21 protein-coding genes are annotated in these 24081 nt (G+C 61.1%); 10 read left to right on the forward strand and 11 right to left on the reverse strand.

The annotated features are described in order from the left end of the window. Nucleotides 1–51: 51 nt before the first annotated feature. The 4 genes from QWJ46_RS00150 to QWJ46_RS00165 all read right to left on the reverse strand — a co-directional run bounded on the left by QWJ46_RS00150 (nucleotide 52) and on the right by QWJ46_RS00165 (nucleotide 4998). Complete coding sequence (locus QWJ46_RS00150) at nucleotides 52–1425, reverse strand: polysaccharide biosynthesis/export family protein (protein ID WP_302748438.1); 1374 nt, start codon at nucleotides 1423–1425, stop codon at nucleotides 52–54. 4 nt (nucleotides 1426–1429) lie between these two features. After that, nucleotides 1430–2446, reverse strand: coding sequence for a glycosyltransferase family 2 protein (locus QWJ46_RS00155; protein ID WP_302748439.1), 1017 nt, complete (start codon nucleotides 2444–2446; stop codon nucleotides 1430–1432). Next, a complete protein-coding gene (locus QWJ46_RS00160) occupies nucleotides 2443–4194 on the reverse strand; it encodes a polysaccharide biosynthesis tyrosine autokinase (RefSeq protein ID WP_302748440.1) in 1752 nt (583 codons plus the stop codon). Before QWJ46_RS00160 ends, QWJ46_RS00155 begins: the two co-directional genes overlap by 4 nt. A 102-nt stretch (nucleotides 4195–4296) precedes the next feature. Continuing rightward, on the reverse strand, nucleotides 4297–4998 hold the full coding sequence (locus QWJ46_RS00165) for a sugar transferase (RefSeq protein WP_302748441.1): 702 nt from the start codon (nucleotides 4996–4998) through the stop codon (nucleotides 4297–4299). A 471-nt stretch (nucleotides 4999–5469) separates the two neighbouring features. Here QWJ46_RS00165 and QWJ46_RS00170 point away from each other — a divergent pair, with 471 nt between their 5' ends. The 5 genes from QWJ46_RS00170 (at nucleotide 5470) to QWJ46_RS00190 (ending at nucleotide 11225) form a co-directional block, all read left to right on the forward strand. After that, nucleotides 5470–6204, forward strand: a complete 735-nt coding sequence (locus QWJ46_RS00170; RefSeq protein ID WP_184453582.1) for a Crp/Fnr family transcriptional regulator — start codon at nucleotides 5470–5472, stop codon at nucleotides 6202–6204. Continuing rightward, nucleotides 6201–7550, forward strand: coding sequence for a glycosyltransferase family 4 protein (locus tag QWJ46_RS00175; RefSeq protein ID WP_302748445.1), 1350 nt, complete (start codon nucleotides 6201–6203; stop codon nucleotides 7548–7550). The genes QWJ46_RS00170 and QWJ46_RS00175 overlap by 4 nt, the downstream gene beginning before the upstream one ends. After that, complete coding sequence (locus QWJ46_RS00180) at nucleotides 7547–8791, forward strand: glycosyltransferase family 4 protein (RefSeq protein ID WP_302748447.1); 1245 nt, start codon at nucleotides 7547–7549, stop codon at nucleotides 8789–8791. The genes QWJ46_RS00175 and QWJ46_RS00180 overlap by 4 nt, the downstream gene beginning before the upstream one ends. Before the next feature lie 75 nt (nucleotides 8792–8866). Continuing rightward, a complete protein-coding gene (locus QWJ46_RS00185; protein WP_302748448.1) occupies nucleotides 8867–10348 on the forward strand; it encodes a lipopolysaccharide biosynthesis protein in 1482 nt (493 codons plus the stop codon). A 49-nt stretch (nucleotides 10349–10397) separates the two neighbouring features. Next, entirely contained in the window at nucleotides 10398–11225 is an 828-nt protein-coding gene (locus tag QWJ46_RS00190; RefSeq protein ID WP_302748450.1) for a glycoside hydrolase family 16 protein, read from the forward strand. A gap of 21 nt (nucleotides 11226–11246) precedes the next feature. Here QWJ46_RS00190 and QWJ46_RS00195 read toward each other — a convergent pair whose 3' ends face one another. The 6 genes from QWJ46_RS00195 to QWJ46_RS00220 form a co-directional block, all read right to left on the reverse strand. Continuing rightward, nucleotides 11247–12326 carry an ABC transporter ATP-binding protein gene (locus tag QWJ46_RS00195; RefSeq protein ID WP_302748452.1) on the reverse strand — a complete coding sequence of 360 codons (1080 nt, stop codon included), beginning with the start codon at nucleotides 12324–12326 and terminating at the stop codon, nucleotides 11247–11249. Then, on the reverse strand, nucleotides 12323–13252 hold the full coding sequence (locus QWJ46_RS00200; RefSeq protein ID WP_302748454.1) for a PfkB family carbohydrate kinase: 930 nt from the start codon (nucleotides 13250–13252) through the stop codon (nucleotides 12323–12325). Before QWJ46_RS00200 ends, QWJ46_RS00195 begins: the two co-directional genes overlap by 4 nt. Then, nucleotides 13253–14275 carry an SIS domain-containing protein gene (locus QWJ46_RS00205; RefSeq protein WP_302748456.1) on the reverse strand — a complete coding sequence of 341 codons (1023 nt, stop codon included), beginning with the start codon at nucleotides 14273–14275 and terminating at the stop codon, nucleotides 13253–13255. Then, a complete protein-coding gene (locus tag QWJ46_RS00210) occupies nucleotides 14272–15117 on the reverse strand; it encodes a carbohydrate ABC transporter permease (RefSeq protein ID WP_302748458.1) in 846 nt (281 codons plus the stop codon). Before QWJ46_RS00210 ends, QWJ46_RS00205 begins: the two co-directional genes overlap by 4 nt. After that, nucleotides 15117–16001, reverse strand: a complete 885-nt coding sequence (locus tag QWJ46_RS00215; RefSeq protein ID WP_302748890.1) for a carbohydrate ABC transporter permease — start codon at nucleotides 15999–16001, stop codon at nucleotides 15117–15119. Before QWJ46_RS00215 ends, QWJ46_RS00210 begins: the two co-directional genes overlap by 1 nt. A 74-nt stretch (nucleotides 16002–16075) precedes the next feature. Beyond that, nucleotides 16076–17314, reverse strand: coding sequence for an extracellular solute-binding protein (locus QWJ46_RS00220; protein WP_302748460.1), 1239 nt, complete (start codon nucleotides 17312–17314; stop codon nucleotides 16076–16078). A 226-nt stretch (nucleotides 17315–17540) separates the two neighbouring features. Between QWJ46_RS00220 and QWJ46_RS00225 the strand changes: the two genes are divergently transcribed. The 5 genes from QWJ46_RS00225 (at nucleotide 17541) to QWJ46_RS00245 (ending at nucleotide 23520) form a co-directional block, all read left to right on the forward strand. Further along, nucleotides 17541–18746: an ROK family transcriptional regulator gene (locus tag QWJ46_RS00225; RefSeq protein WP_302748462.1), complete on the forward strand. Its 1206-nt coding sequence runs from the start codon at nucleotides 17541–17543 to the stop codon at nucleotides 18744–18746. A 362-nt stretch (nucleotides 18747–19108) separates the two neighbouring features. Further along, nucleotides 19109–20464 carry an extracellular solute-binding protein gene (locus tag QWJ46_RS00230; protein WP_302748463.1) on the forward strand — a complete coding sequence of 452 codons (1356 nt, stop codon included), beginning with the start codon at nucleotides 19109–19111 and terminating at the stop codon, nucleotides 20462–20464. Nucleotides 20465–20588: 124 nt separating this feature from the next. After that, nucleotides 20589–21473 (forward strand): carbohydrate ABC transporter permease, encoded by an 885-nt coding sequence (locus tag QWJ46_RS00235; protein WP_302748464.1) that lies wholly within the window; start codon nucleotides 20589–20591, stop codon nucleotides 21471–21473. Between the two features lie 10 nt (nucleotides 21474–21483). Beyond that, a complete protein-coding gene (locus QWJ46_RS00240; RefSeq protein ID WP_184453608.1) occupies nucleotides 21484–22398 on the forward strand; it encodes an ABC transporter permease subunit in 915 nt (304 codons plus the stop codon). A 12-nt stretch (nucleotides 22399–22410) separates the two neighbouring features. Further along, nucleotides 22411–23520 (forward strand): sn-glycerol-3-phosphate import ATP-binding protein UgpC, encoded by a 1110-nt coding sequence (locus tag QWJ46_RS00245; RefSeq protein WP_302748467.1) that lies wholly within the window; start codon nucleotides 22411–22413, stop codon nucleotides 23518–23520. 6 nt (nucleotides 23521–23526) lie between these two features. Here the strand turns inward: QWJ46_RS00245 and QWJ46_RS00250 are convergent, their stop codons facing one another. Then, nucleotides 23527–24000: a cupin domain-containing protein gene (locus QWJ46_RS00250; protein WP_302748469.1), complete on the reverse strand. Its 474-nt coding sequence runs from the start codon at nucleotides 23998–24000 to the stop codon at nucleotides 23527–23529. Nucleotides 24001–24081 lie beyond the last annotated feature (81 nt).

A 24081-nucleotide genomic window follows, 5' to 3' on the forward strand; every position in this document is an offset into this window, starting at 1 on the left:
TCCTGGGCGAGGCGAAAGCCGCCAGCTGTCGTTGCTGATCATCATCGCCTCCTAATTCGATCCCGTCTGGGACATCCAGCCGCGGCCGGCTCGATTATCCCCGGCCACATCAGACGAGGGGAGTGTCGAGCTCTGCGTCTGGGGCTGCAGCGGCGACGCCGGCGCCTGAAGGTTGGTGTCCAAACCGACCTCGACGAGATCGTGCGGCAGCAATGCGGTTTGCTCGTCGGCCACGATGTTGCTGGAGGTTCCGTCGTTATTGCGGCGCACGATCCTGTAGTTCTTCTGCGTTCTGCCAATTCCCGGCGCGTCCGTGTTCATCTGAGCAAGCTGAGCGTCGTAGCCGGCCTGTTCGCCCAGAAGCTGGGCCACCTGTATATCGATGGCTGCCCTGCTGATCGCCAGATTGACCTGGTTGAGCAGTTCCTGATTTTCGCTATTCTGCCTGTTGACGATATTGATCTTGGAACGGTCGGCCTCACTGAGGCCTTGGCGAGCCGTGGTCAGGGCAACTTCGAGATCGATCAGGGTACCTTGCGCATCGGCAACCCAGCGGTCGACAGAAACCTGGCGGGAATTGCTGACCAACCCCTTGCTCACCAGACTGTTGACGTTGTCCAGTTCCTTCTGGGCAAGGTCAATCTGCCGCTTTTGCGAGCTGATCTTGGCCTCGAGCGACTCGACCTGCTGGCCATAGAGGCGGGCGAGGTCATTCGCCGCTTCGATCTGACTGTCGATATCGACACGGCGCAGCCGCATCAGGTTCAATTCCTGCGCCTTCAGCTTGTCCATATCAGGCGTTTCCACGAGTTCGGCAGGAACCTCAAAACTCTGCTCGCCCGCGATTTCCGCCCGCAGCCGCGCCTGGCGCATCAAGAGGTCACGCCGGTTGAGGACGGCGGTTCGATAGGCCCCGGCTGCCTGAATTCGGTCGCGCTCGAAGTAAGTATTGTCCTCGCGTTCCCGCAGAAAGCCGCCAGCGATGCTGACGGCCTTCATGACCGTCATCCGCGGTTCAAAAGGGTAGCGTCCCGGAGTTTGAACGGTGCCGGTCACAAAAATCGGCGCATGCTCGGCAACCTCCAGGGCGATGTATGGCTTGCCAGGAAGTTCCGCCTTTTCGGCGAGCGCGCTGGCGATAGCATCGGCGAGTTCTTCGGATGTTTTTCCAGACGCCTGTACATGGCCGGCGATCGGTATCGACAGGTCGCCGGTATCGTCGATGGTGTAGACGCCATCGACAGCTTCCCAGCTGGCATAGCGGGAATCCGCTGAACGCCATTCGACGACACGAAGTCTGACCTTGTCTTCCGCCACGAGGGTGAATGTTTGTGCGTGGGCGACGCTCCAGCCGGTCAGGCAGCAGAAAACCAGCAAGGCGAGGGCCGCGGAGATAACGCGATCGAGCAAGAATGTGGACTGCATTGATCTATCTCCGTTTCGTTGCGATTGGCGGCGAGGGCGCGCGGGAGGGCGGATTGCCGAATTCGAGAATGCGGGACGGTGCCGCGCGGCTAGCAAGGAGATCGATGAGCGCCAGCCAATTGCCGTGCAAACGTCCCCATCGGTCGACCAGCCGATCGTTGAACACTATGCCCGAGGCGTTCGCCAGAATGTTGCGGCCGATCTGCGCTATTGCCCGGCCTTTCGACATCGTGCCTTTGCGGATCAGGTAGACGGGATTGGCAACCTGCGAATAGCCGAGTCTCTGGCCGGGCTGTCGCCCGGATCTGACGCCGAGATGCACTCCGCGGGCGCCTTCAACGCGCACGGATCTGCCATAGCGGGCGATGGACCTGCTGAAATCGACATCCTCAAGCCAGCCATAGAGCGGCAGTTGCTCGTCAAACGTCAGTGCGTGTTTGAGGACGGGGGCGAGGCGAACTGCCATATTGCACCCGTAGGCATTATAGACATCCGTCACCCGCTCGGACCCTTCGCCGGCAGTGTGAAGGACCTGTAGGGCCTTCGACATGTCGAGCCCCCCAATGAGGACGCCGTCGGCCAGGACCTCACCGGTGGCAATCGCGACGTCAGGATTGGCTGCAAAGACGGCTGCCATCCGCGCCAGGAAGGTTGCGGCCGGAATGAAATCGTCGTCCAGGAAGATCAGAATATCCGTGTCTGCGGCGGCTGCCCGGATGATGCTGTTGCGCTGGGAGGTCAGGCCGCGGCTGCCGAGAATGACTTCCACGTCGAGACGGTCGGCGAGCCCGGCCGTATCGTCGTTCGCCGGCACGCAGACGATCAATCGCTGCGGCTGGACCGGCAGGCCGGCGAGATAATCGACCGTTTCCAGCAGGATCGAAGGACGTCCCGCCGAAGCAATTCCGACGGCAATCCGCAATGGCCGGCTCGCGCGCCGCGCCGTCGCTCCCGCGTCGCAAGACACAGGCGCCGAACTCAAGCCGTCCTGCCTGGTCGCTTTTGCCGAATGCGCGATCATGGCTGCATGCTCCTCGGAGCGTGATTGATGATCGCGCCGAGGATCTCCGCGCCGACGTTGCGCATCGTCTCGATGACGCGCATGGCGTCGTCGATCGATGTGCGTCCGTGCGAGGCGACTACGAGAACGCCGTCCAGCTCCGGCGCGATCGCGTTGGCATCCGGTGACTCGGAGAATGCGGAAATGTCGACGAATATGGTGTCGAACTCTTTTTTCAGCTCGGCAAAGCTCAATTGCGTGCGGCGGGAACTCAGGCGAATGGCCGGTGTTACCGCATCCACCTTGCCGAGTGGCAGGAACTTCAGCGTCGGGGTGAGCGGGAGGGCCGCCGTCTGGAAGAGGTCGCCGTTGTCGAGGACGTCTACGAGGCCGCTGGCACTATCGGGCGCGATCGCCTTGCTCAGCGATGATTTCTGCGCGGCCGCATCAATCAGAAGTGTCTTCGCTCCAGATACCGACGACAGCACGGCAAGTTCGCTTGCGATGGTTGATGCTCCGTTGCCGGGATTGACGGCGACCACTCCGATGACGATCCGGCGTTTGCGCCGAAGCCCGACAACCGTTGCGCTCAGCTCCGTCATGCCTGGAATAACCGGATAGGCGGCTGTACTGCTGCCCATGCCGGCGGGGAAACGAGCCGGGTCGCCGTTCCCAATCCTTTTCGATGTCGCCAGCACCGTGACGAAGGGCAGATCGCAGGTCTCTGCGATCTGATGCGGGCGGACGAGCCGGCGGTCGCTGGCGTGCCTTATCATCGCGAGTGCGAGACCTGCACCGAGGCCGACAGCGGCCGCAAAGGCGGCGATGAGCGTGCTGCGCGGTCTCGCCTTCGAAAGAGGCAGCGTGGCTTGCGAGACGATCGTGGCATCGGACATCGGATAGGTGATGCGCTGCTTTGCTTCGGTCAGCTGGTTCAAGGTGCTTTCATAGAGAGAGCGTCGGGCGTCCGTTGCGCTCTGCAACTCCGCAAGCTTGAACTGGTCGCGCGGATTGCTGGTGAAACTTGCCAGGGCGCTGGCGGCTTCCGCCAGCCCTCGCTGTTGCTCGGCTATGAATTTCGCCAGCCAGTCGCTGTATTGGCGGGCGGCGTTGGCCTTCATCGCGATATTCTTCTGGATATATTGTCCGGCGAGCGTGTCGGCGATGTCGACGGCCTTCTGGGGGGTCGATGCCGCAGCCGATATCTCGATGATCGTCGAGCTTCCGATCCGGCGGATGTCCATCATGTTCAGCAGTTTGGCGGTTGCCCAGTCGTGGAGCCGCTCCTCCTCCGTCTGCGCTTCGATCGTTCCCTTGCCCGCTGCGTCTTGCGATGGCGTATCCAGTTGTGAGGAAGGCCCCATCAGCCAATTCTTTGCTCTGCCCTGCAGCGAAGGCGTCTGATCGACAAACTCCGGATCATGGACGAGATCAAGCGCCGCTACCGTTCCGCCGACGACGTCGCTCGATCTGGCGATCTCCAGCTGTCCTTCGATGAACGCATCTTCGGCGAAAGCCCTCTGTGCTTCAGAGCCGCTCACCTGGGGGAAAATCACGAGCTGCGTGCTGGCGACGAAAGTCGGTTCGGCGGTCAGCAGATAGGTTCCGGCGATCGCCAGGAAAGCGATGGTCGTCGCGACGATCCAGTGCCAGCGCATTCTGAAAAAGAAGAGCATATCCCGCAGGGTCAGCGGCGAATTCCCGCCGCCTGTGGCTGCTGCAGGCAGGGATATGGGAGAGACACCGCTGAAGATCGTGCTGGAGGTCATGTCATAATCCGGAAAGGGGAATTCACCAGGTAAATGTCAGCTTGGAGGAGACGGGAGAGGCGCATCGCATCTCGGGCACGGTCGGCGGTCTCCCCTGAACGCTCAGTACGATCCGCGCTGGGAAAACAGCGCAGGAATGGTCTTGGCGATGATGACGAAGTCTCGGGCGAGCGACCAGTTGTTGAGATAGTGGACGTCGAGCGAAACCCGGTACTCGTAACTGACGTCATTGCGTCCGCTGGTTTGCCATTGACCGGTCAGCCCCGGACGGACCGCCATGTAGGCCCACATATGTTCACCGTAACGCGGCAGTTCCTCGGCTGTGACCGGCCGGGGCCCGACGAGGCTCATTTCGCCACGCACGATATTGATCAGCTGGGGAAGCTCGTCGATGCTCGAGCGCCTGAGGATGTCGCCGACAGCTGTAATCCTGGGATCGTTCTTCAACTTGCGCGTCGCTTCCCATTCGCTGCGGGCGGCCGGGTTGTTTTGCAGCAATTCCGCGAGCTGAGCGCTGGCATCGGGCTTCATCGTTCGAAATTTGAGACATCCGAACGGCGCTCCGCCGAAGCCAATGCGCATATGGGAATAGAAGACAGGGCCGCGGTCGGAGAGCTTCACGATGATCGCGACCATCAGCAGAAGCGGAGAGAGCAGGATCAGAGCGGTGATTGCGACAAGAAGATCTATCGCACGCTTCGACGACCTGGCGGCGGCGCGAGGCCGGGAATCGGGTGAATCGTCACCCTTAATAGCCCGTCCGACGCGTGACCAAGCCTCAAAACTATGTGCTTCCCATGCCATCGCGGTCTCCAAAACATTGCCCGTCAACAACCGTTGAAAGCTTGCTGCGCCGCACCCAGATTGTCTGTTACCAAGGTCATAATCGTTAATTAATTCTTTATGCTAGGAAACCGCACACAGATTTCCGACTACAGATCTGTGTCATCAATTCTTTTAGTTGGCTCTATAATCTGCTGTTAATGATCATTTTTCGTGCTAATTCAACCAGTCGTGTTGATATCGTTATTTCAATAATTGATCATTTTTAAATCAGTAAGTCTTCTTTATAAGCAACTGGGGATGATTTCATAGAAACTATTCGCGTATTTTAGAATTGTCTATTTTATGTGAGAAGTTATTCGCGTTTGTGTGAAGGTAGACTTAAATTTTAGTTTGGATCGTTCCGATGTTATTTGACTAATGTGTTAATCCAATATAATTGATGCAATGCAGCATAGGTGAGACACCATTCTAGTATTAGGAGTGAATTGCATGGACGGCATCATACATGCATCTGATCGCAGGCCCGGCATCAGCAAAGCCGCGATCTCGGCCAGCGGCATTCACCTGAACAGTCGCATTATCATCGAAGACGAATTCCTTTCCTGCCGCTCGAGCATACGGCGTTTCCGTCGTGGCGAGATCATTGCCGGGGCTGGCATCCTTGTCGACATGTTCGCTCGCGTGCATTCGGGCGTGGTCAGTGCAAGTACGATGTTGCCTGACGGCAGGGAATTCATCGTCGAGATCATTGCGAAATCAGGTCTGATCGGCGAGCTCGAGGTCTTGCGCCGGCAGACATTGAACCTCGAATACCGGGCCAGCTCCAATTGCGAGCTGCACTTCTTCGAGGGCCGGCTCCTGCGCGACATGTATGCCACCGATCCGTGCTTCCGCGAAAAAGTCTTCTCAAGGGCTTTGGCGCGTGTCTCGGAGCTTGAAAATAGAATAATCGCCAATGCGGCGTCGACCCTGCAGGCAAGACTGGCGAGCACGTTGCTGCGGCTCTCGGCTGTTTACGGAAAGGATTCCGCAAACAGCGGCAACGAACTGACTATCTCGCAAAATGATCTGGCCGCAACGCTGCCGGCGTCCCGCGAGAAGGTCAATCAATGCCTGCGGCGTCTGCGGGAATGCAAGATTATCGACGGGGGGCAGGGCAGGATCCGAATTCTGAACCGCAAGGCGCTCGAGGCCTGTGCGAATGGCGCGCTTTCGGTGAAGTGATGCGCCCGCCGTTTCCCGAAGCTCTGCGATCCGCCTCAAATGTCAGCCGCTTTGCCGGCCGGGGCAGGACGAGGATCGATCGCGTGGTCGTCATCGACGACTACTCGGTGGCCAGGGGCGGGGCGACGGGGCTGGCGGTGCTGTCGGCCAAGCTTTTTCGCAGCCTGGATATTCCAGTGACCTATATTTGCGGCGATGACGCCGCCAATCCGGAGCTTGCTGCGCTCGGCATCTCGATGGTCGGATTGAACAGCCGCGACCTGCTTAGCGCCGAGCGTGCGAAGGCTTTCGTGACCGGCATTCACAATGGTGCGGCTGCTCGCATGGTCGCGAACTGGGTTGCCGCGGACGATACGGCGAATACCGTCTATCACGTCCATGGCTGGCATCAGATCCTGTCTCCTGCGCTTTTCAAGGCATTGGCTCCGGTCGCGGGACGGTGCGTTGTTCACGCGCATGACTTCTTCACCGCCTGTCCCAACGGTGCCTTTTTCGATTACCAGACGCAAGAGATCTGCCTTCGGCGTCCGCTCGGTGCGGGCTGCATTGCGACGGCTTGCGACAAGAGAAGTTATCCGCACAAATTGTGGCGGCTCGCCCGCGGCTCGAATATCCTCCGGCTGCTGAGGGCTGAAGCCGATTTCGGCCGGATCATCCTGCTGCATGAGAAGATGGCTGGCTTTCTCGTCGGCGCCGGCTATCGGCCCGAACGGTTGACGACGATCCGCAATCCCGTCGCCCCCTTGTCGATAGAGCGCATCGAGGCGGAGGCGAACGATGAATTCGTCTTCATCGGTCGGCTCGACGAGGAAAAGGGCGTGGAGGACGCCGTGGCCGCCGCACGCAGAGCCGGCGCCAGGCTCTGCGTGATCGGAGACGGACCGCTGATGCCGTTGGTCGCAGCGTCCGGCGATCACGTCAGGGCCGTCGGCTGGCAATCGCATGCGGAGATCGGCACCACCATCCGCAAGGCGCGCGCCCTGTTGATGCCGTCGCGTTATCCCGAGCCTTTCGGCCTCGTGGCGATCGAAGCGGCCAGAAGCGGTCTGCCGGTCATCATGTCACGCAGCGCCTTTCTTGCCGAGGAAATGGAACGAGCCGGCATGGCGTTTGCGTGCGACACGGCTGATGAAGCTGTCTTTGCCGACACATTGACGCGATTCAGCCAAATGCCGAGGCACGAAATCCGCGCCATGAGCGAGCGGGCCTTCCTGATGTCGCCGGCTCTCGCCTCGACACATGAGCAATGGCGCGACGCGCTCCTTGCCGAATATTACAGCCTGCTTTCGACGAATGCGGTTCCCGAGCTCACAGACCGTGTGGCGACACAAGGAGTATTCCGTTGACCATTAAAGCAACAACCTCTCTTTCCGACGCAAGGGCATTTCTCGGCGATGCGCCCGTGATGGCGAAAAGACGCACGGCCGAGGCGGAAAGCGTCAAGGAAACCAGGCAGCTGCGCGTCGCCATCGTGCATTACTGGCTCGTCTCGATGCGCGGCGGCGAGAAGGTCGTCGAAGAATTGTGCCGCATGTTTCCGCAGGCCGACATCTTCACGCTTGTCTGCAACCGGGATCGCATCAGCGATTTTCTCAAGACGCGCAACATCCGCACGTCCTTTCTGCAGAAGATTCCCGGCGCGCAGAGGCATTACACCAAGATGCTGCCGCTGATGCCCTTCGCGCTCGAGCAATTCGATCTGCAGGACTACGATCTCGTGCTGTCGAGCGAATCCGGGCCTGCCAAGGGCATCATTACCCGCGCCGACGCTCTCCATGTCTGCTACTGCCATTCGCCGATGCGCTACATCTGGGATCAGTTCCACGTCTACCGCCATGGCCTGCCCTGGGTTGGGCGTGCCCTGATGTCGGTCACCGCGCCGATGCTGCGCGCCTGGGATGTGACGACGTCGTCCCGCGTCGACGTGTTCGTCGCCAATTCCGACTATGTCGCAAACCGCATTCGCCGCTTCTACGATCGGGACTCCATCGTCATCCATCCCCCGGTTGCCACCGATGATTTTTCGGTCGGGAAGGGGAAGGGCGAATTCTATCTCTATGCCGGTCAGCTGACGGCCTACAAGCGGCCGGACATCGCCGTTCGCGCCTGTACCGAGGCCGGGCGTAAGCTCATCGTGATCGGAGAGGGAGAACAGTTGCCTTATCTGAAATCGATCGCCGGCCCGACCGTCCAATTCCTCGGCCACCAGCCGTTTGATGTCCTGCGTGATCACCTCTCGCGATGCCGCGCCCTGCTGTTTCCGGGCACGGAGGATTTCGGCATCCTGCCGGTCGAAGCCATGGCATCAGGGCGGCCTGTCCTGGCTTTCGACGCCGGCGGCGCAAGGGAAACGGTATCTTCGCCGCAGGTCGGTTTTCGCTTTGCTGAGCAAACCACCGAAGCCCTGCTGGAAACCATGGCGGCGTTCGAAGAGGTGGAGGACGATATCGATCCGCAAGCCATCCGCGCGCATTCGCTGAAATTTTCCTCGGCAGTTTTCCGCAATCGGATGGCCGGGCTCATCGAGCAACAGCTCTCCACCCATGCCGGCCGGTCCGTCGATGCCTTCAGTAGACGGCCGGTCTGAGGGCAAGACTGGAGCTGCCTGTCTTGCTGCCGCGATCGAAACCGTCTCAATCTGCCGATGAGGAATAGACAAATCATGTCAAGCCTATCTCAGAGGACAGCGACGGCGAGCATCTGGACGATCAGCGGAAAATTCCTCGCGCGACTGCTGGATTTCGTCAGTCTGCTTGTCCTGGCAAGATTGTTGAGTCCCGCGGATTTCGGATTGGTCGCCATTGCGACATCGGTTTTGGTCATCATCGAGGCGATCCTGGACCTGCCGTTGACGCAGGCTCTGATGCGTCAGCCGTCCCCTTCCGACGAGATGTTTGCGACGGCTTTCACGTTGAGCCTGTTGAGAGGGTTGGCCATCAGCCTGCTGATGATGATCATTTCCTGGCCGATGGCCGTGATCTACGACGATTCCCGACTTTTTGCGCTTGTCGCCGTGCTTTCGATCGCGCCTGCCATGCGGAGCATGATCAGTCCTCGCATGGTCCTTTTCATGCAGCATTTCGATTTCAAACGCGAGTTTGCGCTTGATCTCATCACCAAAGGATCGACGCTGCTGTTCGGGGCAGGGGTGGCCGTGGCGACGGGCAGCTATTGGGGGCTCGCGGTCGGGGCGGTCGCCGGCCCGACCGCGGCGATGATCACCTCCTATGTCTTTGCACCGATGCAGCCGAAGTTCAGCCTGTCGGAATGGAAGCGTTTCCAGGATATGATCAGCTGGAATACCGTATCGCAGGTGCTGAGCGCGATTAATTGGCAGCTCGACCGGCTGCTTTTGCCGCGTTTTGCCGGGTTATCGACATTTGGCGCCTTCAGCGTCGCCGACAATATCGCCGGCATTCCCTATCAGACCTTTGTCGGCCCGTTGCTGCGCCCGCTGATGGCGGCGTTCTCCACTGTCGAAGATCGTCGCAACCTGGTTGCCGCCTATTTGAAGGCAACGAGTGCAATCACCTTCGTCGCGGCGCCCATTCTTATTGCGCTCGCCTTTCTGGCCGAGCCGACGGTGCGTATCCTCGTCGGCGAGAAATGGGCCTCCGCCGCACCAATTCTGCAATGGCTGTGCCTGGTGAGCCTGCTCGGTCTGCCGACGAACATAGTGCCGGCATTGGCGATGGTCATGGACGAAACCCGTTCCCTCGCCTTGCGGATGTTTGCCGAGTTCGCGGTCAGAGTCCCGGTCACCATCCTGGGTATTGCCTATTTCCAGGTGGCGGGTGCGCTCGGCGCGCGGGTTGTGGCGGTTCTCGTCGCTTATGCCGCGTCGCTTATCATCACTCGGCGGTTGATCGGGGCGAGTTTTGCCGCGCAGCTGAATTCCTTTTGCAGGCCTCTGGCCGCGAGCCTGCCGATGATCGCTTTCCTGCTCTGGATGGGCCCCAAGCTCGCCGTCATGCCTGCCGGCTTCGGCCTGATCGTCGGCCTGGCGCTTTGCGGCGCGGCGGCGGCGACGATCTTCTGGGGCTTCGCGCTGTTGCTATGGCAGATTCTGGGAAGGCCCGACGGCATCGAGACCATCGTCGTTCACCGGCTCATGCCGCGACGAAACAGAATTCTCATTTCATGAAAAGACCGTTGCAGTCCAATGATTGTTTTGGCGGTTTCGGAGGAGCGCAATGCGTTACGGCATATCTTCTAAGAGCTTGGGTCTGCTCGTTGTTCTCGGTCTGGGGGCGTTGCCCGGCCGGCCTAGCGTCGCCCAAGAACCGATCAACATGAATGCCTATCAGCTGACGTTCGAGGAGAATTTCGACAGCCTTGATGTCTCGGCATGGGGAGAGAGAAGTTCCCGCTGGATCGCTCATACGCCCTGGAACGGCGATTTCGGCGACGCCCGTTTCACGGATCCGGCGCCCGATTTTCCGTTTACGACCAATCAGGGAATCCTGAAGATCGAAGCGCGTAAGGGAGAGGATGGAACCTGGCGGTCGGGCCTGCTCTCGGCGGTCAACCCGAAGGGTGAGGGCTTCTCGCAGCAGTTCGGCTATTTCGAAGCGCGGATGAAGCTGCCGCCGGGCAAGGGTGTGTGGCCGGCCTTCTGGCTCATCGGGCTCGACCGGTCGAAATATACCGCCGAGATCGACGTGCTGGAATATTATGGACGCGCGCCCTACGAGTTCAGCATGGGCTTTCATATCTGGCGCCAGGCCCATGGCGGTGAGAATTCCAATGGCGGCTATTGGAAAACCGTCCAGGATGGAATTTTGAACAGCGAGTATCATACCTACGGTGTCGATATCCAGGCCGACAAGACGACCTTCTACCTGGATCGCCAGTACCTGTGGAGCTTCGACACGCCGAAGGAGTTCCATATGCCGTTTTATCCGCTGGTGAACCTGGCGCTCGGTTCGGGCTGGCCGATCGATGAAACGCCAAATCCTTCCATCCTGCTCGTCGACTATATCCACGTCTACAAGCACAAGCCGGCTGACGCGGCGAACTGAGCGAGCGATCGGTTGATCGCTCTATTCCCCGCGGAGGCAACTGAGACCGGTTTGGGCATCGAAGAGATGCATCGCCTCCTCGTCAAAGAAGAGCGTGAGTTTTTCGCCGTCGCGGACCGGCGTGAGCGGCGGCAGGCAGGCCATCATCCGCTGGTTTCCCGTGAGGGCGGTGACGACGAGCTCCGGACCGGTCAACTCCGCAACCTCCACGGTTGCCTCGAGCGAAGCCCCGGATCCAGCCGTGTGAAGCGCCTCGGGGCGGATGCCGAGGACGACATCACGGATATTGCCGGCGGCATTGCGAAAACGGGCGGGCAGGGGCAGGCTGGTATCGGAACCCGAGAGCACCAGTCGATTATCCTTGACCGTCGCCTTCAGCAGGTTCATCGGCGGCGCGCCGACGAAGGTGGCGACATAAAGTGTTGCCGGGTGGTTGTAGATCTCCTCCGGCGTGCCCAGCTGTTCGATGCGGCCGTCGCGCATGACGGCGATGCGGCTCGCAAGCGTCATCGCCTCGATCTGGTCATGGGTGACATAGACCACCGTCGTCTTCAGCATCTGGTGAAGCCGCTTGATCTCGGTGCGCATTTCCATCCGCAGCTTGGCGTCGAGATTGGAAAGCGGTTCGTCGAAGAGGAACACCTCCGGCTTGCGCACCAGCGCCCGGCCGATTGCGACGCGTTGCCGCTGGCCGCCGGAGAGCTGGCTCGGCTTGCGATCAAGCAGATTTTCGATCTGCAGGAGCTTTGCCGCATCGCGCACGGCCCTGTCGCGCTCCGGCGCCGGAACTTTGCGCATTTCCAGGCCGAAGCCAATGTTCCTATGCACCGTCAGATTGGGATAGAGCGCATAGGATTGAAAGACCATGGCGATGTCGCGGTCCTTCGGATGCACGCGGAGCACCGAGCGGCCGCCGATCCTGACGTCACCGCTCGTCGCCTCGGCAAGGCCGGCGATGATGTTCAAGAGCGTTGACTTGCCGCAGCCGGAGGAACCGAGCAGCACGAGGAATTCGCCGCTTTCCAGGGAAATATCGATGCCCTTCAGCGTCTCGACGTCGCCATAGGTCTTGCGGATATTTTCGATATCGAGCGCGCTCATGGCTGCGGCTCCTGAGGAGAGATCGGATTGCCATAGCTGCGGGGAAGAGTGGAGATGGCGCGCGAGGCGACCTCGGTTCCCGCTCTCAGGCAAGATATCAAAGGCTCGTCCTTTGCTAGCGCTGCGAGGAAGGCGGCATTGAAGACGTCGCCGGCGCCGATGGTATCGACCACCGTCACAATAGGCGCAATCACCGAAACCAGCTGGCCGTCAGGTCTGATCGCGATTGCGCCCTCAGGGCCGCGCTTGACGACAACGATCGCACCTTGGGGCATATGCGAGCTGATGTGCCGGGCGGCTTCGATCGGATCGGCGATGCCGGCAAGCGTCGTCGTCTCGACCTCGTTGAGCAGTGCGATGCGGCTGCGGGAAAGCCAGGCGCGTGTCGCAGCGCAATTCTCGTCCGTCCAGCCGTCGAGCGGCCAGCCGGTGTCGAGGGCGATGGCGATGTCATGGCTCTCGGCCCAGTCGAAGAAGGCTTCATATTGGCGGGTCAGATCGTCGGTCAGGAAGCCGCCGCACAGAAGTGCGTAACCGCCGCGCAGCCTTGCGCCGTCGATGACGGCGAAGACATCGGCCAGGCTGAAGCGCGGCAGGTGGCCCCGCGTCGTGAAGAAGGTGCGCTCGCCGTCAGGATGGGTGATGCCGACGGAGAGGGTCGTTTGTTCAGGGCGCACCAGCCACTTTTCGGAACGATGGCCGAAAGCTTCGGCCAGCCAGCGGCCGAACTGGTCGCTGCCGATATTGGCGGCGATCTCGAAGTCGACGCCGAGCGCCTGCCAGGCGAGCGCGCTGTTGCCGGCAGATCCGCCGACCCTGAGCTCGTCATGGTCGACGATGATCTCGGTGCCGGCTTTCGGCCAGGGAGCAGCTGGTCCGAGGATCAGGTCGACGTTGACGTTGCCGATGACTGCAAGCGGCCGCATTCATTCGCTCCGGGTAATCTTGGTTGAACGGACCGGCGTTCCGGCATTCTCGACGCGGGTTTCGGCAAAGGCGATCATCAGCCGCTGGGCAACCGGCAGCATGGCGAAGATCGCGGCAAGGCCCGTTGCCGGGGAGAAACGGATCGTCATCGCGCCGGCGACCGCAGCTTCCGTGGATGAATCGAACAGGATGACCGGAGCGCCGGTCTCGACGGCGGACACCGCCATTGCCGTCACCAGGCCGGCGGTTTCATCCTGGCCGCGGAACAGCACAACGCCGATCTCCGGCCCGAGCATCTCCATCGGACCGTGGCGGAGCTGACCGCCCTCCAAAGAAAAGCACGGACGGCGCGACAGCTCCGTTAATCCAAGCGCCAATGCTTCGGCAACGCCTTGCAGGCGGCGGCCCGAGGTGACGACAGTCGCAACATTTTCAAGCGTGGCGAGGGCGGCGGCGATGTCGCGGTCTTCAGGCGCCTTGAGCACGGCAAGAGCTGCCGCGGGATCTTCGCCAAGGGCGGAAAGGATGGCCAGATGCAGGGCGAAGGTCACCGTCAGGCTGCGGGTAGCTGCGAAGGCGAGTTCCGTGCCGCCGGCGCCGATCAGGGATGGGGCAGTTCTGGCGAGGAAGGAGCCGGCTTCGAGCGTCAAGCCGAAGGTTTCCTCCGTTCCGCCGGTCTCGTTGAACCAGCGTAGCACTTCGGCGCTTTCACCGGACTGCGAGGTGACGAAGATCGTACTGCCGGCGATCGGCAGCGGCTGGCCGAGCTGCTCGGACAGTGGCAGGGCAACGGCGTCGATGCCAAGACCACGGTAGAGCGGCTCGACAGCGCGGTTGACCGCATGCGAGCCGCCCATGCCGATCAGGAGCAGGCGGCCAGTTTTCTCAAGCGAGGCGGCGGCTCTTGCCGCCATCGGCCCCGCCGATTCGTAGGAGGCGATCGCATCGGCATGCTGGCGGGCCATTTCGCGGTCGATCGCCGCAAGCCCGGCCGGCCGGTTTCTTTCTGTGGTCATGTTCATCCCTTGACGCCGCCGCTGGTAAGCCCCGAAATCAGGGCGCGTTGCATGACGAGACCGATCAGCACCGGAGGCAGGGCGGCGAGCACTCCTGCCGTGGCGATCAGCCCGTAATCGGAGACGCGGCCGCCGGCGAGATCGGCGATGGCGACGGTCAGCGTCTTGGCGCGCTGGTCCGAGGTGAAGAGCAGCGCATAGAAGAATTCATCCCAGGCCAGCAGGAATGCGAAGAGGCTCGAGGTCGCGACCACGGGGGCGGCGAGCGGCAGCGTGATGATCCGGAGCGTCTGGAACAGGCCGGCGCCGTCGATCATCGCCGCCGATTCGATCTCGCGCGGGATGGAATCGAAGCCGGATTTCATCAGCCAGGTGGTGAAGGGGGCCAGGATCGTCAAATAGACGAGGGCGAGGCCGAAGACGTTGTTCAGCATGCCGAGATGGGAGAGGCCCATATAGAGCGGTACGGCGAGCGCTACCGGCGGCAGCATGTAGGTGGCGATCACCATCGAAAGCGACCAGCCGACGGAAGGCGTGCGCGACACGGCCCAGCCGGCCGGAATGGCGAGCGCGATGGCGACGATCGTCGCCATGCCCGCCACCTCGATGCTGTTGCGCAGTGACGAGGTGAAGGCGGCGCCGGCGCTGTTTTCGAGCGTCGACAGCAGCACCTGGTATCGCGAGAAATCCACCGCCTGTGGCCACCAGCGCAGCGGCTTCGCGGCAAGATCTGCGGCCGGCGAGATGCTCATGATGAAAAGCCAGAGGATCGGCGCCAGGATGACGGCGGCAAGCAGTAGGGCGCAGAGGTGAATGAAGGCTGAGAAGAGCGGGCTCCGGCGTTCCATCAGGCGGCACTCCCGGCGGTCTTGCGGACAAGAGCCGCATAGCCTGTGGCCAGCAGCGTCACCAGCAGCGTGACGATCAGGGCGAGCGATGCGCCCGAGCCGGCGCGCTGGAAGGAGAAGGCCTCCTGATAGACCAGGATCGACAGCGTGCGTGTGCTGTTGGCCGGGCCGCCACGGGTCATGACCCAGATGATGTCGAATACCTTGAAGGCTTCGATCGTGCGCAGCACCAGCGCCACCATCAGCGGGCCGGCGAGATAGGGCAGGATGACGAAGCGGAAACGGGCGAAGGGCCCGGCGCCGTCGACGAGCGAGGCGGCGGTGATGTCGCGCGGCACGGCCTGGAGTGCTGCGAGCGCGATCAGCGCCACTAAGGGAAAATTCTTCCAGCAGTCGGCGACGATGAGGGCGGCGAGCGCCGTGCCCGGTTCGCCGAGCCAGGAGCGATAGGCGTCGAGCAGGCCGAGTTGCATCAGCGCGGCGTTCAGCGCGCCATATTCGGGATTGTAGATCAGCCGCCACAGCGTGGCGTTGACGACGGTCGGCAGCGCCCAGGGTAGGATCATCAGGGCGCGCAACGCGGTGCGGCCACGGAATTGCTGGTTCAGCAGCAGAGCCGCAAGAACGCCGATCACCATTTCGGCGGCGACCGAGACGATCGCGAACCATGCGGTGGTGATCAGGGTGCGCTGGAAATTCGAGCCGGAAAGCATCTTCACGTAATTGTCGATGCCGACGAAGCTGCCCTCGGTGCCGACGAGCTTGGCATCGGTGAAGGAGAGGCCGACGGTATCGACCAGAGGCCAGCCGATCACCGAGATCATCACCACGAGAAGCGGCAGCATCAGAAGCCACGCGCGGGTTGTCAGCCAAGTGCCCGACATCGAGGCGACCCTTTTCATTCATAGGTTCTGGATGCCGGGCGACGACGGGCGCCGCCCGGGGTTTCATGCCGGGCTCAGAGACCGCTGTTTTCGGCGGCGGACTTCAATGCATCCTCGGGAGTGGACTGGCCGAGCAGCGATTCCTGGATCGCCTGCTGCAGCGCGGTCGACAGCTCCTGATATTTCGGGGTCGTCGGGCGTGGATACATGGCGGCAAGGCCGACCTTGGCGGCGGAGATCAGCTCTTCCTGGCCTTTGGTGACATTCGGGTCATCGTAAGAGGATGCCCAGATCGGCAGGCTGAGCTTGGCATAGGCATTCTGTGTCGCCTGCGAGGTCATGAAGGCGATGTACTTCCAGGCCTCGTCGGGATGCTTGCTGGCGGTGGTGATGCCGAGGCCCATCGAGCCGTTGACGGCGGAAGCCTCGCTCTTGCCGGCAACACCCGGTGCCGGCACGACGCCGACCTTGCCAGCGACCTTGCTGTCCTTCGGATCGTTGGCCATGTTGTACATGTAGGTCCAGTTCAGCGCGAAGGCGGCGTCGCCGTTCTGGAAGACCTTACGGACGTCTTCTTCCAGAAATTCCTTGGAGTTCGGGTTCGTCAGGCCCGATGTATAGCTCGCGACCATGTATTTCAGCGCGTCGAGACCGCCGCCGGTCTGGAAGGCCGGCTTGCCGCCTTTCAGGAAATCGCCGCCATAGGCGCTGACGAGCGTGGTGTAGTCGCAGATGGCGGCTTCGGCCTGCGACCAGCTCCAGGAGATCGGCGTGGCGAGCAGGCCCTTGTCCTTGATGGTCTTTGCCTGCTCGGCCAGTTCGTCCCAGGTCTTCGGCGGCGCCTTGATGCCAGCCTTCTCCAGGATCTCCTTGTTGTAGAACAGGTATTTGGTGTCGAGGATCCACGGCATGCCGTAATATTTGCCGTCATACTGCACAGTGGTCCAGGCGCCCGGCAATACGCCCTTCTTCATCTCGTCGGTAATGCGCGAGGAGACGTCGACCAGCACCTTGTTGGTGGCGTATTCGGCCGGCCAAATGACGTCGAAGAGGACGACGTCATATCCGCCGCCGGAACCCTGGGCCAGCACCGTCTTATCGTGCAGGCCTTCATAGGGGACGAATTCGAGATTGACCTTGATATCGGGGTTCGCCTTGACGAAGGCATCGGTCATAGCGCGCACATCGGCTTCGCTGTAAGCGGCCTGCGCCATGAAAAGTGCGTTCAGCGTCGTTTCGGCGAAAGCATGCGGAGCAAAGGATGCGCCGATCAAGGCCGCACCCAGAAGCGTCTTGTTGAGAGATTTCAGCATTGCAGCCTCCAGTTTTTGAAATTTACGCATGGCCGAGGGCGGTTTGGCCGCCATCGGTTTTCGAGAAGGCACGCGTGAAAAAACGTGCCGGGTTATCATCTCGGAGCGTCGGTGGAGGCCCTTGTGGCCTCCTGCGTTCCCTGGAACTCTCCGGTCCCTCATTAAGTCAAATGTATTGACTTATTACTTCGCCAACATTCTACTGGAGTCAAGAGGCAATTGACACATGAACGACATCAGGCCGATCCGAGCCAAGAGCGGCACCAATCACGAAGGCACCAGCGCCCATAACCGGCGTGTGATGATCGATGCCTTGAGGATCAACGGTGCGCTCTCGCGCGCCGATCTGGCACGGGCGACGCGGCTGACCAAGCAGACGGTGTCGAATATCATCGAGGAACTCGAGCGCGATGGTCTCGTCGGTTCGCGGGAGGCTGTGCGCAAGGGCAGGGGCCAGCCCTCGACGCCTTATGTCTTGGTGCCCGAAGGTGCTTTCGCGATCGGCCTGCAGATCGACCGGCATGTGACGCGGGCGGTCGCCGTCGACCTCGTCGGCAGCGTTTTGGTACGCGCAGAAGCCGGGCTGCCGCCCGGAGGTCCGGCGACGGGAACGAAGGTCATTCTCAATCTCGTCGCCGGTGTGCGTTCCAGGCTTGCCGGTATCGTGCAGCAGTCGGAAAAACGGCTGGTCGGCCTCGGCGCCGCAATGCCTGGCCCGTTCGGCATGGAAGGCAGCGGCGACGATCCCTGGATGATGGAGGCTTGGCAGAAGTTCCCGCTTCTGGAAACGCTGAGCGACGGTACCGGCCTCAATGTCGGCCTTCAGAACGATGCGGCGGCGGCTGCGACCGCCGAGCGCATGGTGGGAGCCGCCCACGGCATCGACCATGCCGTCTGTCTGTTCGTCGGCTACGGCATCGGCGCCGGCCTGATCCTCAACGGCGAGCTCTATCGCGGCGCCAACGGCAACGCCGGCGAGATCGGCATGGCGCTGCTGTTTGCCGACGGCAAAACGACGCCGCTCGAACACCGCGCCTCGCTCGCCTCGCTCTACCAGCACCTATCGGCCGATCCGGCCGATCCCGATCTTCATGCGCGCATCAACGACCTCGCCTCCAGAGGGGATCCAAGCATCGAGGCTTGGATCAAGGCGGCGGCTGCCGATCTGCGCTGGAGCATCCATCTCATCGAAACGGTTTTCGATCCGCAGACGGTGATCCTCTGCGGCAGCGCGCCAGAAGCGCTGGTGAACAGGCTGATTGCGGCGATCGGGCCACTGCTGCCATCGGTCGCCGAAAGGCGCGGCCGGATGCTGCCACGGCTGCAGCCCGGCATGGCCGATCCCTGGTCGGTGGCGCTCGGGGCGGCCGCCGGACCGATCAGCCGTGCATTCGATCCGCGCTTTGCTGCAATCTTGAAGGATTCCCAGTGATTTTGGGGCTGAAACTGGGCGTTGCACAGCAGTGCAACGGCAAAAAAGCGTATGTTTTTGCAAGTTTCATTGTTTTGGCTGGCACGAATAACGATGCTCTCCTATAGTATAAATAAATGTTACATTCTCGCAAAATTGACGGTTATTCGAATATAAATGCATATGTCCGGCAATATATTTGCGGATGTTGGAAATAATCTATAAATATTTCTGTGGCTGCCGTGAATAACGATTGCATGTCACTTTTGTGACGACTAGATTTGCAACATTTCATGTCATGTAATATTCATTGGCAGCGGCAATTTGAACCAGCTAAATGGGCGTGCGCTTAAAACGCGCCCCTTTCTACGTTGGAGGTTCTCATGCAAGCCAAGCTTCTCGGCGCCGTTGGCGCCCTTCTCGCCACAGCGTTTCTTGCTGGGCCCGCTGCCGCCGCCGAAAAGACCAAGATTGATTTCTGGTTCGGCAATTCCGGTGATATCGCCAAGCGTGTCCAGGAACAGTGCGATCGCTTCAACCAGTCACAGGGTGATTACGAAGTCGTCTGCACCAGCCAGGGCAGCTATGACGCCTCCCTGCAGAACACGATTGCCGCCTTCCGCGCCGGCAAGCAGCCGACAATCGCCCAGGTTTCCGACGCCGGCACGCTCGACATCATGCTTTCCGGCGCCTTCTACCCGGCAAACCAGCTGATGACCGACATGGGCTACACGGTCGACTGGAAAGACTATTTCTCCGGCATCGCAAACTATTATGCGACGTCGAAGGGCGAGATGTACTCCTTCCCCTTCAACTCGTCGACCGCTCTGCTCTATTGGAACAAGGACGCCTTCGCCAAGATCGGCAAGGACCATGCACCGGCCACCTGGCAGGAAGCCGGTGAAGATTTCAAGGCTCTGAAGGACGCCGGCTACGCTTGCCCGCTCGCCTTCGATATCTCCAACAACGAAGTCTGGCAGTACATCGAGCAGTTCGAAGCCGTCAACGGCGAAGCGATCGCGACGAAGAAGAACGGTTTCGAAGGTCTCGACGCCGAGCTGGTGTTCAACAAGAACCCGCTTCTCGTCAGCTACATCAGGGACCTCAAGTCCTGGTACGACAACAAGCTCGCCGTCATCAAGAACAAGACCGTTGGCCAGACCTTCGTCGAAGCCTTTGCTGCCGGCGACTGCCAGGTCATCCTGACCTCCGTCGGCGACCATGGCAATATCGGCCGTACCGCCAAGCAGGGCATGAACTGGGGCGTTTCGATGCTCCCGACCTACGGCAATGCAACCCGTCACAGCTCCTTCGTCGGCGGTGCTTCGCTCTGGGTCTTGAAGGGTCACACCGACGCCGAATACAAGGCGGCCGCTGCCTTCTTTAACTTCATCGCCAAGCCGGAAGAAGCTCTGACCTGGTCGACCGTCACCGGTTATATCCCGGTTCGTAACTCCGGCTTCGAATATCTGAAGAAGCAGGGCTTCTACGACAAGGCTCCATACGCCGGCCGCGAGCTCGCCATCCAGAGCCTGACCGCATCGCCCGCTGATGATACGGCTCCGCACGGCATCCGCCTCGGCGGCCTGCTGCAGGTTCGCACCGAGATCGCCAACAGCCTGCAGGCGATCTTCGTCAACAACGCCGACGTCCAGGCTTCGCTCGACGGCGCTGCCGATCGCGGCAACCAGCTGCTGCGCCGCTTCCAGCAGACCTACAAGAACGTTCAGCTTCCCTGATCAATCGATATGAGCCGCCCCCGGTCCACCTTGCGGACCGGGGGCGTCCTTATACATTCATACCGGCTGCGGAGGCGAAGTCGTCGCCCGCGCCTAAACCAAACCGGGGCGAAAACGACCACCCATGGAAAAGCGTGTCACTTTCTCCTCGACGACGATCGGCATCCTTTTCGCATTCCCGATGCTGCTGCTGATCTTCGTCTTCTTCTATTGGCCGAGCGCGCAGGCGCTTTATTGGGCGTTCACGCTCGAACAGCCATGGGGCGGCGGCAATGCCTGGGTTGGTTTCGACAATTTCAAGCAATTGCTCAGCGACCCGATCTATTGGGAATCGATCAGCCGCAGCATGGTTTTCGCCTTTAGCTCGACGATCATTGCCATGGGGTTTGCGCTCATCCTGGCGCTTTTGACGGATCGTGAACTGCGCGGCCACAAAATCTATCGGTCGGTCTTCATCTGGCCCTATGCGATCGCTGCTCCCGCTCTCGGCCTCGCCTTCCGCTTCATTCTGGCGCCGGAGGCCGGCCTCCTGTCTGTTATCAATCACGTATGGCCCGGCCTCTGGAACCCGGCGCTCGATGGCAAGGACGCGATGATCGCTGTCATCATCGCCTTTTCCTGGAAATATATCGGCTATAACTTCATCTTCTTCCTCTCGGCCCTCCAGGGCATCCCGCGTTCGCTGATCGAGGCCGCAGCCATGGACGGTTCCGGGCCGCTGCGCCGCATGTGGGACCTCCAGCTGCCGCTGTTGACGCCGACCTTGTTTTTCCTGCTCGTCATCAACATCACCGAAAGCTTCCAGGATTCCTTCGGTATCGTCGACGTCATGACGCAGGGCGGTCCGGCCCGGGCGACGGAACTGATGGTCTACAAGATTTATTTCGACGGCTTCAGGGGGCTCGATTATTCGGGCGCCGCCGCCCAGTCGATCATCCTGATGGCGCTCGTCGTCCTTCTCACCGTCTTCCAGTTCCGCTTCATTGAGCGGCGGGTGCACTACAAGTGAGGTCGCTGACATGATCGAACGCACGCCGATATTCAACTTCGTCTGCTATACGCTTCTGGCGCTCGGCATGGTGATCGCGCTTCTGCCTTTCGTCATCGTCATCATCGCATCGACGCTCGATCTGGAAACGGTCAATCGTGTGCCGTTGCCGCTGATGCCGAGCTCACATTTTTGGGAAAACGCAAAAGAAGCTTGGATTCGCGCCGATCTCGGCAACAAGCTGATCCATAGCATCATCTTCGCCACGTCGGTCGCCACCGGCAAGGTCATCCTTTCTGCGATGGCGGCCTTCTCGATCGTCTATTTCCGCTTCCGCGGCCGGCATCTGATCTTCTGGATCATCTTCATCACGCTGATGCTGCCGCTCGAAGTCCGCATCGTGCCGACCTATTCGATCGCGGCCAATGCGCTGGCGCCGTTTCAGGCGATCCTCGACGTCACGGGAATTACCGCACTTGTCGCCTGGGTGTCCGGCATCCAGATCAAGCTCGAATGGGGCTTGCTGAATTCTTACACCGGCCTGGTGGCGCCGCTCGTCGCCACCGCGACCGGGACCTTCCTCTATCGCCAGTTCTACCTGACCGTCCCCGACGAGCTCGCCGAGGCCACGAAGATGGACGGGGCAGGCGCCGTCCGCTTCTTCGTCGATATATTGCTGCCGCTGTCGCGGTCGAACATGATCGCGCTGTTCACCATCATGTTCGTCTGGGCCTGGAACCAGTATCTCTGGCCGCTGCTCGTCACCACCGATCCGAATTTCGGCATTGCGGTGACGCAGCTCAAGACCCTCATCCCGTCCGAATTCGGCCTGCCCGACTGGAACGTCGCCATGGCCGGAACCCTGATCATCATGTCGCCGCCGCTGCTGCTCGTCATCCTGATGCAGCGTTGGTTCGTGCGCGGCCTTATCTCCACCGAGAAGTGAAGGAACAGTCCTGTGGCACCGATCTCAATCCGTGATGTGAAGAAGAGCTACGGCAAGCATCCCGTCGTTCACGGCGTCGACCTGGAGATACAGTCCGGCGAATTCATCGTCATCCTCGGCCCCTCCGGCTGCGGCAAGTCCACGCTGCTGCGCATGATCGCCGGCCTCGAGGAAATCAGCGGCGGCGAAATCGCCATCGACGGCCGCGTCGTCAACCAGCTCGAGCCGCGCGAGCGCGGCTGCGCCATGGTGTTCCAGAACTACGCGCTCTATCCGCATATGACGGTCGCCGAGAATATCGGCTATGCCTTGAAAGTGGCAGGTGTCTCGAAGGCTGAGCGTAGCCGGCGCATCGCCGAGGTCGCCAAGGCGCTCAGCCTCGAGCCGTTCCTCGATCGCCGCCCGGCGGCGTTGTCCGGCGGCCAGCGCCAGCGCGTCGCCATGGGCCGTGCGATGATCCGCGAACCGAAGGTGTTCCTCTTCGACGAGCCGCTGTCGAACCTCGACGCCAAGCTGCGCATCGCGATGCGTGCCGAAATCCGCCGCCTGCACCGGCGCCTCGGCGCCACCTCGATCTTCGTCACGCATGACCAGACCGAGGCAATGACGCTGGCCGACCGGCTGGTGGTGATGAACGGCGGCAGGGTGGAACAGGTCGGCACGCCGGAAGAGGTCTATCATCATCCGGTTTCGCGCTTCGTCGCCGGTTTCGTCGGCACGCCGGCGATGAACCTGCTCGAAGGCACGATCAACGATGAAGGCGTCTTCGTCTACGACCAGAGCCGCAAGATTGCGCTGCCGCGCGAACGCGCCGCGCCGCTGAAAGGCAAACGCGTCGTGCTCGGCATGCGCGCCGAGGCCGCCCGGCTGGTGGCGCCGGATGCACCCGGCGCATTGGTCGCGACGGCCGATTTCATCGAAGAACTCGGCGCAAGCCGCGTGGTTCATGCCGATTTCGACGGGCTGCCCTTTGCCGTGGCGCTGACCGAGGCGGTGACGGTGAAATCGGGGGATCCGATCGGCATCGCGATCGATCACAATGCGATCCACCTCTATGCCGCCGATAGCGGCCGGATCATCGAAAACCCGGCGGTGAACAGCGCCGGCGCCGTTCACGCCTGAGCGGCGTCAGCGGTGGATGGGATCGATCCAAGCGACGTCTTCCGGCTTTTCGACCGGTTCGATATCCAGATTGACCACGACCGGTTCCTGGCCTGAGCGGACGAGCACGCATTCCAGCGTCTCGTCGCGGCTGGCGTTGATCTCCTGGTGCGGCACGAAGGGCGGGACGTAGATGAAATCGCCGGGGCCGGCCTCGGCGGTATATTCCAGATGCTCTCCCCAGCGCATGCGGGCCTTGCCCTTGACGACGTAGATGATGCTTTCGAGATCGCCGTGATGATGGGCGCCGGTTTTCGCATTGGCATGGATCGTCACCGTGCCCGCCCAGATTTTCTCGGCGCCGGCACGCGCATGGTTGATCGCGGTCGCGCGGTTCATCCCCGAGGTCTGCGCGGTGTTCGGGTCGAGCGAATTGCCGGGAATGACCTTGACGCCGTGTTCGCGCCAGTCGATGTGAGAATGCTCGTGGTCGCCGCTCATGCCTAGCCTCTGCCTTGATCGGGTCAGTCTAGGCGGGAGTACCGCGACGGCCAAGCGGATTTACCTTGATACAGCAGAAAG

Origin of the sequence: Rhizobium sp. CBN3 (genome assembly GCF_030518245.1) — a bacterium.
GTDB classification, from domain to species: domain Bacteria; phylum Pseudomonadota; class Alphaproteobacteria; order Rhizobiales; family Rhizobiaceae; genus Rhizobium; species Rhizobium aethiopicum_A.

What these genes read in the sequence shown, in the direction of transcription:
- QWJ46_RS00240 (WP_184453608.1), top strand. Translation starts at nt 21,484, where the DNA reads ATGATCGAACGCACGCCGATATTCAACTTCGTCTGCTATACGCTTCTG.
- QWJ46_RS00160 (WP_302748440.1), bottom strand. Translation starts at nt 4,194, where the DNA reads ATGACCTCCAGCACGATCTTCAGCGGTGTCTCTCCCATATCCCTGCCT.
- QWJ46_RS00235 (WP_302748464.1), top strand. Translation starts at nt 20,589, where the DNA reads ATGGAAAAGCGTGTCACTTTCTCCTCGACGACGATCGGCATCCTTTTC.
- QWJ46_RS00230 (WP_302748463.1), top strand. Translation starts at nt 19,109, where the DNA reads ATGCAAGCCAAGCTTCTCGGCGCCGTTGGCGCCCTTCTCGCCACAGCG.
- QWJ46_RS00200 (WP_302748454.1), bottom strand. Translation starts at nt 13,252, where the DNA reads ATGCGGCCGCTTGCAGTCATCGGCAACGTCAACGTCGACCTGATCCTC.
- QWJ46_RS00215 (WP_302748890.1), bottom strand. Translation starts at nt 16,001, where the DNA reads ATGTCGGGCACTTGGCTGACAACCCGCGCGTGGCTTCTGATGCTGCCG.
- QWJ46_RS00195 (WP_302748452.1), bottom strand. Translation starts at nt 12,326, where the DNA reads ATGAGCGCGCTCGATATCGAAAATATCCGCAAGACCTATGGCGACGTC.
- QWJ46_RS00165 (WP_302748441.1), bottom strand. Translation starts at nt 4,998, where the DNA reads ATGGCATGGGAAGCACATAGTTTTGAGGCTTGGTCACGCGTCGGACGG.
- QWJ46_RS00225 (WP_302748462.1), top strand. Translation starts at nt 17,541, where the DNA reads ATGAACGACATCAGGCCGATCCGAGCCAAGAGCGGCACCAATCACGAA.
- QWJ46_RS00205 (WP_302748456.1), bottom strand. Translation starts at nt 14,275, where the DNA reads ATGAACATGACCACAGAAAGAAACCGGCCGGCCGGGCTTGCGGCGATC.
- QWJ46_RS00155 (WP_302748439.1), bottom strand. Translation starts at nt 2,446, where the DNA reads ATGATCGCGCATTCGGCAAAAGCGACCAGGCAGGACGGCTTGAGTTCG.
- QWJ46_RS00170 (WP_184453582.1), top strand. Translation starts at nt 5,470, where the DNA reads ATGGACGGCATCATACATGCATCTGATCGCAGGCCCGGCATCAGCAAA.
- QWJ46_RS00150 (WP_302748438.1), bottom strand. Translation starts at nt 1,425, where the DNA reads ATGCAGTCCACATTCTTGCTCGATCGCGTTATCTCCGCGGCCCTCGCC.
- QWJ46_RS00185 (WP_302748448.1), top strand. Translation starts at nt 8,867, where the DNA reads ATGTCAAGCCTATCTCAGAGGACAGCGACGGCGAGCATCTGGACGATC.
- QWJ46_RS00250 (WP_302748469.1), bottom strand. Translation starts at nt 24,000, where the DNA reads ATGAGCGGCGACCACGAGCATTCTCACATCGACTGGCGCGAACACGGC.
- QWJ46_RS00220 (WP_302748460.1), bottom strand. Translation starts at nt 17,314, where the DNA reads ATGCTGAAATCTCTCAACAAGACGCTTCTGGGTGCGGCCTTGATCGGC.
- QWJ46_RS00210 (WP_302748458.1), bottom strand. Translation starts at nt 15,117, where the DNA reads ATGGAACGCCGGAGCCCGCTCTTCTCAGCCTTCATTCACCTCTGCGCC.
- QWJ46_RS00190 (WP_302748450.1), top strand. Translation starts at nt 10,398, where the DNA reads ATGCGTTACGGCATATCTTCTAAGAGCTTGGGTCTGCTCGTTGTTCTC.